This is a genomic window from Streptacidiphilus sp. EB129 (assembly GCF_041262645.1).
In the GTDB taxonomy this organism is placed as follows: Bacteria; Actinomycetota; Actinomycetes; order Streptomycetales; family Streptomycetaceae; genus Streptacidiphilus.
The window spans coordinates 15,199-28,616 of sequence record NZ_JBGCCS010000032.1 but is presented as its reverse complement, the minus strand read 5'-3'; the positions used below and the strand labels follow the sequence as shown (position 1 = coordinate 28,616).

Annotated in this window: 10 protein-coding genes; 5 read left to right on the top strand and 5 right to left on the bottom strand. The window is 71.8% G+C overall.

Annotated features, from left to right (window positions below; translation table 11 throughout):
* The first annotated feature begins 502 nt into the window (after positions 1 to 502).
* The 5 genes from ABH925_RS29515 to ABH925_RS29495 all read left to right on the top strand — a co-directional run bounded on the left by ABH925_RS29515 (position 503) and on the right by ABH925_RS29495 (position 7,367).
* Positions 503 to 1,408: a xanthine dehydrogenase family protein subunit M gene (locus ABH925_RS29515; RefSeq protein WP_370152789.1), complete on the top strand. Its 906-nt coding sequence runs from the start codon at positions 503 to 505 to the stop codon at positions 1,406 to 1,408.
* Positions 1,405 to 1,890 carry a (2Fe-2S)-binding protein gene (locus ABH925_RS29510; RefSeq protein WP_370152787.1) on the top strand — a complete coding sequence of 162 codons (486 nt, stop codon included), beginning with the start codon at positions 1,405 to 1,407 and terminating at the stop codon, positions 1,888 to 1,890. The genes ABH925_RS29515 and ABH925_RS29510 overlap by 4 nt, the downstream gene beginning before the upstream one ends.
* 26 nt (positions 1,891 to 1,916) lie before the next feature.
* Complete coding sequence (pucD, locus tag ABH925_RS29505; protein WP_370152892.1) at positions 1,917 to 4,259, top strand: xanthine dehydrogenase subunit D; 2,343 nt, start codon at positions 1,917 to 1,919, stop codon at positions 4,257 to 4,259.
* 326 nt (positions 4,260 to 4,585) lie between these two features.
* The gene (locus ABH925_RS29500; RefSeq protein ID WP_370152785.1) at positions 4,586 to 6,070 is read left to right on the top strand and encodes an NCS2 family permease; all 1,485 of its coding nucleotides are present in this window, start codon (positions 4,586 to 4,588) and stop codon (positions 6,068 to 6,070) included.
* An 88-nt stretch (positions 6,071 to 6,158) separates the two neighbouring features.
* Positions 6,159 to 7,367 carry an XdhC family protein gene (locus tag ABH925_RS29495; protein ID WP_370152783.1) on the top strand — a complete coding sequence of 403 codons (1,209 nt, stop codon included), beginning with the start codon at positions 6,159 to 6,161 and terminating at the stop codon, positions 7,365 to 7,367.
* A gap of 134 nt (positions 7,368 to 7,501) precedes the next feature.
* Here the strand turns inward: ABH925_RS29495 and ABH925_RS29490 are convergent, their stop codons facing one another.
* The 5 genes from ABH925_RS29490 to allB all read right to left on the bottom strand — a co-directional run bounded on the left by ABH925_RS29490 (position 7,502) and on the right by allB (position 13,410).
* The gene (locus ABH925_RS29490) at positions 7,502 to 8,284 is read right to left on the bottom strand and encodes an IclR family transcriptional regulator (protein ID WP_370152781.1); all 783 of its coding nucleotides are present in this window, start codon (positions 8,282 to 8,284) and stop codon (positions 7,502 to 7,504) included.
* A gap of 59 nt (positions 8,285 to 8,343) precedes the next feature.
* On the bottom strand, positions 8,344 to 9,120 hold the full coding sequence (locus ABH925_RS29485; RefSeq protein WP_370152779.1) for a VOC family protein: 777 nt from the start codon (positions 9,118 to 9,120) through the stop codon (positions 8,344 to 8,346).
* Positions 9,121 to 9,292: 172 nt separating this feature from the next.
* Positions 9,293 to 10,753, bottom strand: coding sequence for a catalase (locus tag ABH925_RS29480; protein ID WP_370152777.1), 1,461 nt, complete (start codon positions 10,751 to 10,753; stop codon positions 9,293 to 9,295).
* A 66-nt stretch (positions 10,754 to 10,819) separates the two neighbouring features.
* Positions 10,820 to 12,055, bottom strand: coding sequence for an allantoicase (gene alc, locus ABH925_RS29475; protein WP_370152775.1), 1,236 nt, complete (start codon positions 12,053 to 12,055; stop codon positions 10,820 to 10,822).
* Positions 12,052 to 13,410 carry an allantoinase AllB gene (gene allB / locus ABH925_RS29470; protein ID WP_370152773.1) on the bottom strand — a complete coding sequence of 453 codons (1,359 nt, stop codon included), beginning with the start codon at positions 13,408 to 13,410 and terminating at the stop codon, positions 12,052 to 12,054. The genes alc and allB overlap by 4 nt, the downstream gene beginning before the upstream one ends.
* Between the last annotated feature and the right edge of the window lie 8 nt (positions 13,411 to 13,418).

The following is a 13,418-nucleotide window of genomic DNA, read 5'->3' as shown; positions in this document are numbered from 1 at the left end:
AGGGCGTCGGCGGTTCATCCATGAGCATGCACCGACAACTTGTTCGAGGCCGCGCGGCCCGGGTTTCGAGCGCCCGGAAGGCCCCCACCTGCACGCTACGACGGTGCGTAGTCGACGGAGCCGCGCGCCCGGTGCGACCAGGCCCCGACCCACCGGCACCAAGTGAACCCGAAGCCACGCCGGGATGGCGGGGAACCGACGTTGGGCTTGGAGAAAAGTACAGCCCTGACGCCACACGGCGAGTGGCGGCTTCATGGCATCAGTGACTGCCTGGTGCCGCCCTCACGATTGTGTACTGACACCCACACCGAAGCACCTGCACACCGAGGCACCTGCACACCGAAGCACCCAGACCGCAGGGTCACACCCGATCGGGCGACGCGCCGCCGAACCGGCGCCTTCCGCGTCACCGACCCGCACTGCTGTAGCACTCGACCTGAGCGACACCACGGGCGAGCCCCGCACGACAGCACCACCAGACCTGACACAGAGGAGTCACCGCATGGAGTTCCTGCGGCCCGCCACCTGGGACGAGGCACTCGCGGCGAAGGCCGAGAATCCGTCCGCAGTGCCGATCTCCGGCGGCACGGACGTGATGGTCGAGCTCAACTTCGACCGCCACCGCCCGTCCGCCCTGCTCGACCTGAACCGGATCGGCGAGCTGACCGAGTGGGAGTCCGGCACGTACGAGGGCCAGGAGGGCGAGGTCGTCCGCCTCGGCTCCGCGGTCCCGTACGCCCGCATCAGCGCGGAGCTGTCCGGTCCGCTGCAGGGTCTGTCCATCGCGGGCAACACCGTCGGCTCCCCGCAGATCCGCAACCGGGGCAGTGTGGGCGGCAACCTCGGCGGGGCCTCCCCCGCCGGTGACGCCCACCCCGCCCTGCTGGCGGCCGGCAAGGACGTCTTCGTTGAGGCCGCCTCGGTCCGCGGCACCCGGCTGATCGCCATCGACGACTTCTACGTCGGGGTGAAGCGCAACAGCCTGCAGCCCGACGAGCTGATCCGGGCGATCCGGATCCCGGTCGCCGACGGCCCCCAGCAGTTCTCGAAGATCGGCACCCGCAACGCGATGGTCATCGCGGTCTGCGCCTTCGGCTTCGCGCTGCACCCCAAGAACGGGACGGTGGGCACCGGCATCGGGTCCGCCGCGCCGACCCCGCGCCGCGCCGTCGAGGCCGAGGAGTTCCTCGCCGCCGAGCTGGCCGAGCGCAACCTCTGGAGCAGCGGCGGGCTGATCGGCCCGGCCGCGATCCAGCGCTTCGGCGAGCTGGTCTCCGCCGCCGCGTCCCCCATCGACGACGTGCGCGGCAGCGCGGCCTACCGCCGCCACGCACTCGCGGTGATGGCGCGCCGGACGCTGACCTGGACCTGGAACGAGTACACGCAGTCCCTGAGGAGCGCAGCATGAGGGTGACCTTCAACGCCAACGGCCGCGAGGTCGAGGCAGACGACGTCTGGGAGGGCGAGAGCCTGCTCTTCATGCTCCGCGAGCGGCTGGGCCTGCCGGGCTCCAAGAACGCCTGCGAGCAGGGCGAGTGCGGTTCCTGCACGGTCTACCTGGACGGTGCGCCGGTCTGCAGCTGCCTGGTCGCGGCCGGACAGGTGCAGGACCGCGAGGTCCGCACCGTCGAGGGCCTGGCCGACGAGAACGGCCTGGACCCGGTGCAGCAGGCGTTCGTCGACGCCGGCGCCGTCCAGTGCGGTTTCTGCACCCCGGGCCTGCTGGTGCAGACCCACGACCTGCTGGAGCGCGAGCCGCAGCCCAGCGACAGCGACATCCGCGAGGCCCTGTCCGGGAACCTCTGCCGCTGCACCGGCTACGAGAAGATCATGGACGCCGTCCGCCTCGCCTCCGCCCGCAAGTGTCACCAGTCGGAGGTGTCCCAGTGACGATCAAGACGCAGACGACAAGAACGATCCGCGGCGAGAAGAACCTCCAGGACATCACCACGGCGCACCCGGACGGCATCGGCGGCTCGCCACTGCGCCCGGACGGCACGCTGAAGGTCAAGGGCGAGTTCGCCTACTCCTCGGACCTGTGGCACGAGGACATGCTGTGGGGCATGGCGCTGCGCTCGCCGCACGCCCACGCGAAGATCCTCTCGGTGGACATCTCCGAGGCGCTCACCCTGCCCGGCGTCTACGCCGTGATGACCCACGAGGACATCCCCGGCAGCAAGTTCTACGGCCTGGAGATCCAGGACCAGCCGGCGCTGGCCATGGACAAGATCCGCTACCACGGCGAGGCCATCGCCATCGTCGCGGCGGACCACCCGGAGACCGCCCGCCGCGCCCTCGCGAAGGTCAAGGTCGAGTACGAGGTACTCCCCCCGATCACCACCGAGGAGCAGTGCCTGGACCCGGAGACCTACGGCTACGTGCACGACCCGGCCGAGTACAAGGGCCACGCCTCCGGCAACATCGTGCACCAGCAGAAGGTCGTCTCCGGCCTCGGGGTGAACGACGACGTCCGCGCGCTCGCCGACGTGATCGTCACCTCCGACTACGAGGTCGGCATGCAGGACCAGGCCTTCCTCGGCCCGGAGTCCGGCCTGGCGGTGCCCGCCGAGGACGGCGGCATCGACCTCTACGTCGCCACCCAGTGGCTGCACGTGGACCGTCAGCAGGTCGCCCCGGTGCTCGGTCTGCCCGAGAACAAGCTGCGGCTCACCCTGGCCGGTGTCGGCGGCGCCTTCGGCGGCCGCGAGGACCTGTCCATGCAGATCCACGCCTGCCTGCTGGCGCAGCGCACCGGAAAGCCCGTCAAGATCGTGTACTCCCGCGAGGAGTCCTTCTTCGGGCATGTGCACCGCCACCCCGCGAAGATGCGCTACGAGCACGGCGCCACCCGCGACGGCAAGCTGGTCTACATGGAGGCCCGGATCGTGCTGGACGGCGGCGCCTACGCCTCCGCCTCCCCGGCCGTGGTCGGCAACGCCTCCTCGCTGAGCGTCGGCCCCTACGAGATCCCCAACGTCAACGTGCTGGCGGTGGCCCTCTACAGCAACAACCCCTCCTGCGGCGCGATGCGCGGCTTCGGCGCGGTCCAGGCCTGTTTCGCCTACGAGACCCAGCTGGACAAGCTCGCCGCCGAGCTGGGCATGGACCCGGTGGAGCTGCGCCAGCTCAACGCCGTCTCGCAGGGCTCGTACCTGCCGACCGGTCAGATGATCGACGCCCCGGCCCCGGTGGCCGAGCTGCTGCAGAAGGTCAAGGACCTGCCGCTGCCGCCGGCCCTGGACACCACCCACCTCGACATCCGCGAGCTGCCGGGCGCGCTGTCCAACACCTCGCACGGTGAGGGCATCGTCCGCGGCGTCGGCTACGCGGTCGGCCTGAAGAACGTCGGCTTCTCCGAGGGCTTCGACGACTACTCGACCGCGCGGGTCCGGCTGGAGGTCATCGGCGGCGAGCCGGTGGCCATGGTGCACACCGCGATGGCCGAGGTCGGCCAGGGCGGCGTCACCGTCCACGGGCAGATCGCCCGTACCGAGCTGGGCGTCGAGCGGGTCACCATCCACCCGGCCAACACCGAGGTCGGCTCGGCGGGTTCCACCTCCGCGTCGCGGCAGACCTACATGACCGGCGGCGCGGTGAAGCTGGCCGCCGAGGCGGTCCGCAACGAGCTGCTCAACCTGGGGCGTTCGCGCTACGGCTGGACCTACAACGACATGTCGCTGGTCGGCGGCAAGGTGGTCTCGGCCTCGGCCGGCGTGCTGATCTCCATGGTCGACCTGCTCGGGGACCAGGCCATCGACCTGACCCGGGAGCACCACCACCGGCCGACCGTCCCCTTCGACAAGGAGACCGGACAGGGCTTCGGCCACGTCCAGTACACCTTCTGCGCGCACCGCGCCGTGGTGGACGTCGACGTCGAGCTGGGTCTGGTCAAGGTGGTCGAGCTGGCCGCCGCGCAGGATGTCGGCAAGGCGCTCAACCCGCTGTCGGTGATCGGCCAGATCCAGGGCGGTTCCACCCAGGGCCTCGGTCTGGCGGTGATGGAGGAGATCATCACCAAGGACGGCAAGGTGCGGAACCCCTCCTTCACCGACTACCTGATCCCCACCATCCTGGACACCCCGCCGCAGCCGGTCGAGATCCTCGAACTCGCGGACCCGCACAGCCCGTACGGACTGCGCGGTGTGGGCGAGGCCCCCACCCTCTCCTCCACCCCCGCGATCGTCTCGGCCATCCGCGCCGCGACCGGCCTGGCACTGAACCGGGTCCCGGTCCGTCCGGAGCACATCACCGGCACCTGACGGTCCATCGATTCTTCCCCGGGGCGGACGTCCAGTCTTCCCACTGCCGCCCCGGGGAGCACGACCGCAGCACCGCACCACCCGCGGTGACCGCGGTACACCCGGCACCACCAGTCAGTACCCAGCAGTGAAGAGCCTTCCATGCAGTACCCGCACGCGCACGACCGGATCAGCACCGCCCGCTGCGGTACACCGCCCTCGCCGGGGCCGTACCCAGAGCCAGCAGCACCAGCGCGCCGTACCGTCCCCTGCACCCCCCACCTGACGGGCCCCAGGCCGGCCGCGAGCCCCACCCCAACCCCCTATGAACCTTGGGAGTGGAACCCGTGACCCAGATCCCCACGGAATCCAGAGTTACCGCTGAGAACGAGGCCGCGACCCCGTCAGCACCCACCGCACCGAAGCACGCGCTGGACGCGTACTTCAGGATCAGCGCCCGGGGGTCCTCCCTCGGCAACGAGATCCGCGGCGGCCTCACCACCTTCATGGCTATGGCCTACATCCTGTTGCTCAACCCGATCATCCTGTCGGTCGCGGACGTCAACGGGAACCATCTCAACCACGCGCAGGTCACCACCGCCACCGCGCTCGCCGCGGCGGTCACCACGATCCTGCTCGGCGTGGTCGGCAACGCGCCGCTCGCCGCGGCCGCCGGCCTGAGCGTGTCCAACACCCTCGCCGCCGTGATGGCCCCTCATGTGACCTGGCCACAGGCCATGGGTCTCTGCGTCATCTACGGTCTCGTGATCGTGCTCATGGTCGTCTCCGGCCTCCGAGAGATGATCATGAACGGCATACCGCTGGCGCTGAAGCACGCCATCACCATCGGCATCGGCCTGTTCATCGCGCTGATCGGCCTGGTGAACGCCGGCTTCGTGAACCGCCTCCCGGACGCCGCCCACTCCCCCACCCCCATGGGCCTGGGCATCAACAACAACCTCCAGGGCTGGCCGGTCCTGATCTTCTGCGTGACGCTGCTGACGATCTTCGTGCTGCAGGTCCGCAAGGTCCGCGGCGCCATCCTGATCGGCATCGTCTTCGGCACCGTGCTCTCGCTGGTCGTCCAGGCGATCGCCAAGCTGCCCGACTCGGCCTGGGGCGAGGCGGTGCCCAAGTTCCCCGGCAACCCGGTCTCCGCCCCGAACTTCGGCCTCTTCGGCCACGTCGACCTGTTCGGCGCCTTCGGCAGCAACGGCATGGGCGCGCTGAGCGCGGGCTTCGCGGTCTTCGCCCTGGTCCTGGCCGGCTTCTTCGACGCGATGGCCACCATCATCGGCATCGGCACCGAGGCCGGACTGGCCGACAAGCAGGGCCGCATGCCCGGCCTGTCCAAGGCGCTGTTCGTCGACGGTGCGGGCGGTGCCATCGGCGGCCTCGCCGGCGCCTCCGGCCAGACCGTGTTCATCGAGTCCGCGACCGGCGTCGGCGACGGTGCCCGTACCGGCCTCTCCAGCGTCGTGACCGGTACGGTCTTCGCGCTGATGCTGTTCTTCACACCGCTGGCGAGCATGGTCCCCGGCCAGGTCGCCGCCGCGGCCCTGGTGGTCATCGGCTCGATGATGCTCTCCCAGGCCCGCCACATCGAGTGGTCGGACCGCGAGATCGCCATCCCGGCCTTCCTCACCGTCGCGCTGATGCCGTTCACCTACTCCATCACCGCCGGTGTGGGCGCGGGCGTCATCTCCTACTGCGTCATCAAGGCCGGCAACGGCAAGTGGCGCGAGCCCGGCATCCTGATGTGGGCCCTGTCCGTGGTGTTCGTGGTGTTCTTCGCCCTGCACCCGCTCAAGGACTGGCTCGGCATCCACTAGCGGTCCCGCACAGCAGGTCCCGTACCGCCCCCTCCCCGGCCTTGGCCACACTGATCCCCGACCACACCATCCGCGCGAAGGAGCCACCATGCAGGACATCGCCGAGCAGCTGAACGCCTGGCATTCCGCTGGACGCGCCTTCGCCGTGGCCACCGTGGTGTCCGTCTCCGGGAGCGCCCCGCGCGACCCCGGAGCGGCACTGGCCGTGGACTCCGACGGCGAGGCCGTCGGCAGTGTGTCCGGAGGCTGCGTGGAGGGGGCGGTCTACGAGCTGTGCCAGGAGGCGCTCGGCACCGGCCGCCCGGTGCTGCACCGCTTCGGCTTCTCCGACGACGACGCCTTCGCGGTCGGGCTGACCTGCGGCGGCATCATCGACGTGTTCGTCCAGCCGGTCACCCCCGGCGCCTCGGCCGGCCTGGACGCGGCCCTGGCCTACGTCCACTCCGGCACCGCGGTCGCCGTGGTCCGGATCATCGACGGCCCCGGGGAACTGCTCGGCGCCTGCGTCGCGGTCACCGCCGACGCCCACCACGGCTCGCTGGCCGAGCACGGCTCGCTGGCCGAGCACGGACGCGCCGCGCTGGAGAACTCCGCGGTGCTGCAGGCCCGGGCCATGCTCGACGCCGGCCGGACCGGGCAGTTCACGCTGGCCCTGGACGGCCGCCCCTGCGCTCCCACTGACGCACCGACGGGCGCCGCCGCCGAGGCCGCCACCTTCTTCGTCGAGTCGCACGTCCCGGCCCCCCGGATGATCGTCTTCGGCGCCATCGACTTCGCCGCCGCCGTGGCCCGGATCGGCGGCTTCCTGGGCTACCACGTCACCGTCTGCGACGCCCGCCCGGTCTTCGCCACCCGGCGCCGCTTCCCCACCGCCGACGAGGTGGTGGTCGACTGGCCGCACCGCTACCTGGACGCCGAGGCCGCCGCCGGCCGTCTCGACGGGCGAACCGCCCTGTGCGTGCTCACCCATGACGCCAAGTTCGACATCCCGCTGCTGGAACGGGCGCTGCGGATGCCGCTCGGCTTCGTCGGCGCGATGGGCTCGCGCCGGACCCACGACGAGCGCCTGGAGCGGCTGCGCGAGGTCGGCCTCACCGAGGTCGAGCTGAACCGGCTGCGCTCCCCCATCGGCCTGGACCTGGGCGCGCGCACCCCGGAGGAGACCGCGGTCGCGGTGGCCGCCGAGATCGTCGCCCACCGCCGCGGCGGCTCCTGCCTCCCGCTCAGCGCCCACAACGGCCCGATCCACCACGACCACCCGCTCCGCGCCGAGGAGCAGCCCCGCCGGATAGCCTGACCGGCTCGCAGCTCGGCGACCGGCAACACGTCGCAGACCAGCAGCATGTGGCAGACCAGCAGACGGCGCCGCCCACGTTCCCTGTGGGCGGCGCCGTTCGTCGTCACCGGGTCGCGTCGTCACCGGCGGGAGGGTCAGAGCGCGAGGGCGAGCAGGACCGGGGCGGCACGGGCGGCGAGGGTCTCGGCGGCGTCGCGGAGCCGGTAGGCCTGCTGCAGCGGCAGGCTGAAGGCCAGGCACCCGACACTGGCGCCGGCGGTGACCGGGACGGCCGCGCAGACCGTACCGAGGGCGTACTCCTGCAGGTCGAGCACCGGGACGGTGGCCGGCTGGCGGTCCAGGCGGTGCAGCAGCACGTCGTCGTCGACCATGGTGCGGGAGGTGAAGCGGGTGACCGGGTGGCGGCTGAGGTGCTCCCTGCGGGCGTCGTGGTCGAGCTGGCCCAGCAGGCACTTGCCGATGGCGCTGGCGTGGCCGGTGGCCCGAAAGTCCACCCACTCGTGCACGCTCGGCGCGGTGGGGCCGTCCACCACGGCGTCGACCGAGACCTCGCCGTCCTGGTAGCGGCTGAAGTAGACGGCGGCGCCCAGTTCGTCGCGGAGCGAGGCGAGTCTGGACAGCAGCCGGGACTGCATCATCTGCTCGCGGCTGCCCTGGCCGAGAGCGGCCAGGGCGCCGCCGAGGACGTAGCCGCCGTCGTCGAGCGGCTGCAGGTACTCCTCGCGGGCCAGGGAGCGCAGCAGCCGGCGCACCACCTCGACCGGGAGCCGGAGTTCCCGGGCCAGCTCGGCCGCGGTCGCGCCACAGGGCCTGCGGTCCACCGCCTCCAGGATCCGCAGGGTGCGCTGCACCGTACTGCGCGGTCCGGGCGCGGCCTGGTCCCGGTCGGTCTGCCGACTGCTGTTGCGGGTCGCCATACCCATCAGACTATCCGTCAACTGGGCTGATGGGCACGGCGACGACGCGGTGGAACGGGTCAGCCGGGCTGCTCGGTGCGGATCACCGAGAACACCGCGCCCCAGGGGTCGCGCAGGGTGGCCACGCGACCGAAGGGGGAATCCGTCGGCGGCAGGATGACGCTCGCGCCGGTCTTCACCGCCTGGTCGACGGTGGTGTCGGTGTCCTCCACCGCGAAGTAGGTCATCCAGTGCGAGGGCACCTCGGGGATGAACGGCGGCTCGGTCATCGCCTGCAGGCCGCCGACCGGACGGCCCCCGATGTCCAGGGTGCGGTAGCCGGGCGCCTGCTCCATCGGCGTGACGTCCACGCCGAAGGCCTTGTGGTAGAAGGCGGCGGAGGCGTCGGCGTTCCGGGTGTTGCACTCGTTCCAGGTGATCGCGCCGTGCTCGTTGACCAGTTGGGCGCCGAAGAACTCGCCGCGGCCCCAGACGCCGAAGACCGCCCCGGCCGGGTCGCTGGCGACGAACATCCGGCCGAACTTCAGCACGTCCATGGGCGGCATCAGCACCTTGCCGCCGGCCGACTCGATCCTGGCGAGGGTGACGTCCGCGTCGTCGCTGGCCAGGTAGGTGGTCCAGACGGTCGGGGTGGACGGGTCCATCGACGGGCCGATGCCGGCCACCGGCCGGCCCTTCTGGGTGCACATCGCGTAGCCGCCGGTCTCCGGCGGGCCCGGCTCGCCCTGCCAGCCGAACAGGTCCTGGTAGAAGTCCAGGGCGGCACGCTGGTCGGGGACCATCAGGTCGACCCAGCAGGGAGTGCCGGGCGCGTACGGGGCGTTGACTTCGGGCATCGGTGCAGCCTCCGGATCGGAGCGTACGGACGGACCCCCCGCGGACACTCTTCACCTTCCGCAGTCGCTTCGCTACCGGACACGCGGACGTGTCCGGTAACGCACGGAGCGGGCCCCGGTGCGGCGTTGCACCGGGGCCCGCTGGTTCCGTGTGGCCGGACGAGAGCCGGGGTCAGCTCTCCTCGGCGTTGCGGATCGCCTCGACCGCGGCCTGCAGGCGCTTGCCGTAGTCGGCGTCCGCGGCGTGGAAGAACGGGAGCACGCGCTCGACCACGTCGTCACGGCCGACCGAGCCGATGGAGCCGGCCAGGTTGGCGATCAGGCGGGACTTCTCGCCCGCCGACATCAGCCGGTACAGCTCGCCGGCCTGGAAGAAGTCGTCGTCCTTGGCGTGTGCCGGGGCGACGTGGGCGCCGGTCCAGCCGGACACCGCGGTGGGCGCGGACAGGGCCTGGTCGGTCTGGCGCGGGCCGTCGTACGAGTTCGGCTCGTAGTTCTTGGCGCGGCCGGCCGCGTTGACCGCGCCCAGGCCGTCGCGGCCGTAGTTCTGCGCGGTGATGGCCTTGGGGGCGTTGACCGCGAGCTGGGTGTGGTTCACGCCCAGGCGGTAGCGGTGCGCGTCCGCGTAGGCGAACAGCCGGCCCTGGAGCATCTTGTCGGGCGACGGGCCGATGCCGGGCACGAAGTTGTTCGGCGAGAACGCTGCCTGCTCGACCTCGGCGAAGACGTTGTCGGGGTTCCGGTTCAGGACCAGACGGCCGACCTTCTGCAGCGGGTAGTCCGCGTGCGGCCACACCTTGGTGAGGTCGAACGGGTTGAAGCGGTAGTCGGCCGCGTCGGCCACCGGCATCAGCTGCACGTGCACGGTCCAGGACGGGAAGATGCCCCGCTCGATCGCCTGGTGCAGGTCGCGCTGGTGGCTGTCGGCGTCCTGGCCGACCAGTTCGGCGGCCTGGGCGCCGTCCAGCGAGCGGATGCCCTGGTTGGTCTTGAAGTGGTACTTCACCCAGTAGGCGGAGCCGTCGGCGGCGGTCCACTGGTAGGTGTGCGAGCCGTAGCCGTTCATGTGACGGTAGGACGCCGGGATGCCGCGGTCGCCGAACAGCCAGGTGATCTGGTGCAGCGACTCGGGCGAGTAGGACCAGTAGTCCCAGACGTTGTCCGCCTCCTGGATGCCCGTGAACGGGTCGCGCTTCTGGGAGTGGATGAAGTCGGGGAACTTGATCGGGTCCTTGATGAAGAACACCGGGGTGTTGTTGCCGACGAGGTCGTAGTTGCCCTCCTCGGTGTAGAACTTCAGCGCGAAGCCGCGCGGGTCGCGCACCGCGTCGCCGGCGCCGAGGTTGCCCGCGACGGTGGAGAAGCGCAGGAACACCTCAGTGCGCTTGCCGACCTCGCCGAGGAAGTTCGCCCGGGTGTAGGCGCTGACGTCGTCGGTGACCTCGAAGTGGCCGTAGGCGCCGGAGCCGCGGGCGTGGACCACGCGCTCCGGGATGCGCTCACGGTTGAAGCGGGCCAGCTTCTCGATCAGCTGCTGGTCCTGGATCAGCACCGGGCCGCCGATGCCCGCCTGCGCGGAGTTCTGGTTGTCCGCGACCGGCGCGCCGGCCTCGGTGGTCAGGATGTCAGACATGGGAGTACCTCAAAATGTGACGTGAAGGGTGGGGACGTTGGGGGGCGACTGCTGGGCGGGCCGTCGTCAGACGCCCAGCAGCCGCCAGATCGCGGCCCGGCGGCGGGAGGTCTCCGCACCGTCGGGGGTGTCGGCGGGCTGCAGCGCGGCCTCCGCCGACCGCACCGAGGCGGTGTCGGCGAGGGGGCGGGCGGCGGTGACGGCCGCCGCCTCGGCCGCGGTGAGCCCGGCCTCGGTGAGCGCCTGCACGGCTTCGGCCGCCGGGACCAGGTTCAGCCAGCGCAGCGCCAGCGCGGCCTGGCCGGCCTCGGTGAGCCGCCCGGTGAGCCGCAGCCGGGCCACACCACCGTCCGGGTAGACGTTGAGGCGGGCCGCGGTCACCGGGCGCTGCGGCTCGACCCGGACCCGGTGCCGGGTGTCGGGCTGCAGCCGGGTGCGCGGCAGCAGGTCGAACCACTCGCCGGACTCGTCACGGCCGGAGACCGAGGCCCAGCCGGGGCAGTTGGCGACGAAGTGGGTGGTGTCGATCTCGATCGCCAGCACCTCGCCGGTGCCGGCCAGGTCGAGCTCGACCCAGTCGTTGTCCTTGTTGCGCCGCCGCCGGGTCTCCCAGCCCTCGCCCATGACCGCGGCGCGGCCCAGGGAGTTGAGGTTGTGCGGGGAGGAGAAGTAACGGTCCGAGGCACCGGTGGCGACCCCGCCGTGCTCCTGCGCGGCCAGGTCGAAGGTGAGTCCGGCCAGGTCGCGCGGGTCGGCGACGACCTCGCCGTGCACCCGCAGCCGGGCCACGCCGCCGTCCGGGAAGATGTTCAGCCGGACGTGGGTGAAGCGCTGCTCCACCTCCACCGGGAACTCGTGCACGGTGTCGCCCCTGAGCGCGGTGCGCGGCACGATCTCGACCCACTCGGCCCGCGCCAGCTCGGCCGGCGAGGGCAGACCGGGCACGGAGGCGGCCTGGACCGAGCCGGCCTCCGGGTAGTTGCCGGTGAAGTGGGCGGTGTCGACGATCACGCCGCGGATCACCCCGGCCGCGCCGAGCCGGATCACGGCCCAGTCGTGGTCCTCGTCGGTCGGGTGCGGCTCCTCGGCGGAGACGCCGCGGCGGCGGCGGCTCTCCCAGCCGTCCATGATCTGGCCCTTGTGGCCGAAGGTGTGCGGACGGAACTCGGCCGCCGCCGCGACGAGCAGGTTCTCCTTCTCGGCGAAGGTCTCGTCGTTGCTGTCGACCACACCGGCGCCCAGGCTGCGCGCCGCGAGGTTGACCAGTTCGGTGAAGGCGGCGGGACTCTGACTGTCGGTCATGCTTCTCCTCGGGCGATGATGCGGCCGATGGGACGGGCGTCCGCGCCCAGTTCCAGCGCCCGGCCGCGGAGCCAGGTGGTGCGGACGGCGCCGGTCAGCGTGCGGCCTGCGTACGGGGTGACGGGGTTGCGGTGGTGCAGGCCGTCGGGGTCGACGGCGAAGTCCGCGTCGGGGTCGAAGGCGACCAGGTCGGCGTCCAGGCCGGGGGCGATGGCGCCCTTCGTGGCCAGCCCGACCAGGGCCGCCGGGCCCGAGCTCATCCAGCGCACCACGTCGCTGAGGGCGAAGCCGCGGCTGCGGGCCTCGGTCCAGATCGCGGCCAGGCCCAGCTGCAGCGAGGCGATACCGCCCCAGGCGGCGGCGAAGTCGCCGTCGCCGCCGTAGCGGGCGAGGTGCTTGAGGTCCGGGGTGGACGGCGAGTGGTCCGAGACCACGGCCGCGAACTCGCCGTCCGCCAGCGCCTGCCAGAGCAGGTCGCGGTTGGCGTCGTCCCGGATCGGCGGACAGCACTTGAAAGCGGTGTCCCCGTCGGGGACCTGCTCGGCGGCCAGGGTGAGGTAGTGCGGGCAGGTCTCGGCGGTGACCTGGACACCCTCGGCGCGCGCCGCCCGCAGCAGCGGCAGCACGGCGGCGGAGGACACGTGCAGGATGTGCACCCGGGCGCCGGTGCGCCGGGCCAGCTCCAGCAGCGTGCTGACGGCGGTGGTCTCGGAGTCGTCCGGACGCGAGGCGAGGAAGTCGGCGTAGCGGGGGCCGGGCGTGTGCGGCGCGGCGTCCAGGACCGCCGGGTCCTCGGCGTGGATGATCGCCAGGGCGCCGATCCGGGCCTGCTCGGTCAGCGCCTGCTCCAGCTGCGCGCCGGTCAGGTGCGGGAACTCGTCCACCCCGGAGGGGGCGAGGAAGCTCTTGAAGCCGAACACCCCGGCCGCGTGCAGCGGTTCGAGGTCGGCGGTGTTGCCGGGGATCGCACCGCCCCAGAGGCCGACGTCCACGAAGGTCCGGCCCTCGGCCGCCTTCCGCTTGGCCTCCAGCCCTTCCAGGGTGGTGGTCGGCGGGATCGAGTTGAGCGGCATGTCGACCACCGTGGTGACCCCGCCGGCCGCGGCCGCCCGGGTGGCGGTGGCGAAGCCCTCCCACTCGGTCCGGCCGGGCTCGTTCACATGCACATGGGTGTCGACCAGACCGGGCAGCAGCGCGAGCTCGCCGAGATCGAACAGCTCGCCACCCGCGGGGGCCGTGCCGTAGTCGAGTACCTCGGCGATCCGGCCGTCGCGGACCACCACGTCCGCGGGGCGCTCACCCTCGGGGAGCACGGCACGGCGGGAGCGGAACACGGTGTACGGCGAGGCGGACAACAAAACCT

Coding starts and splice junctions, on each gene's coding strand:
- ABH925_RS29515 (WP_370152789.1), top strand. CDS start 503: ATGGAGTTCCTGCGGCCCGCCACCTGGGACGAGGCACTCGCGGCGAAG.
- ABH925_RS29510 (WP_370152787.1), top strand. CDS start 1,405: ATGAGGGTGACCTTCAACGCCAACGGCCGCGAGGTCGAGGCAGACGAC.
- ABH925_RS29495 (WP_370152783.1), top strand. CDS start 6,159: ATGCAGGACATCGCCGAGCAGCTGAACGCCTGGCATTCCGCTGGACGC.
- ABH925_RS29480 (WP_370152777.1), bottom strand. CDS start 10,753: ATGTCTGACATCCTGACCACCGAGGCCGGCGCGCCGGTCGCGGACAAC.
- alc (WP_370152775.1), bottom strand. CDS start 12,055: ATGACCGACAGTCAGAGTCCCGCCGCCTTCACCGAACTGGTCAACCTC.
- ABH925_RS29490 (WP_370152781.1), bottom strand. CDS start 8,284: ATGGCGACCCGCAACAGCAGTCGGCAGACCGACCGGGACCAGGCCGCG.
- ABH925_RS29485 (WP_370152779.1), bottom strand. CDS start 9,120: ATGCCCGAAGTCAACGCCCCGTACGCGCCCGGCACTCCCTGCTGGGTC.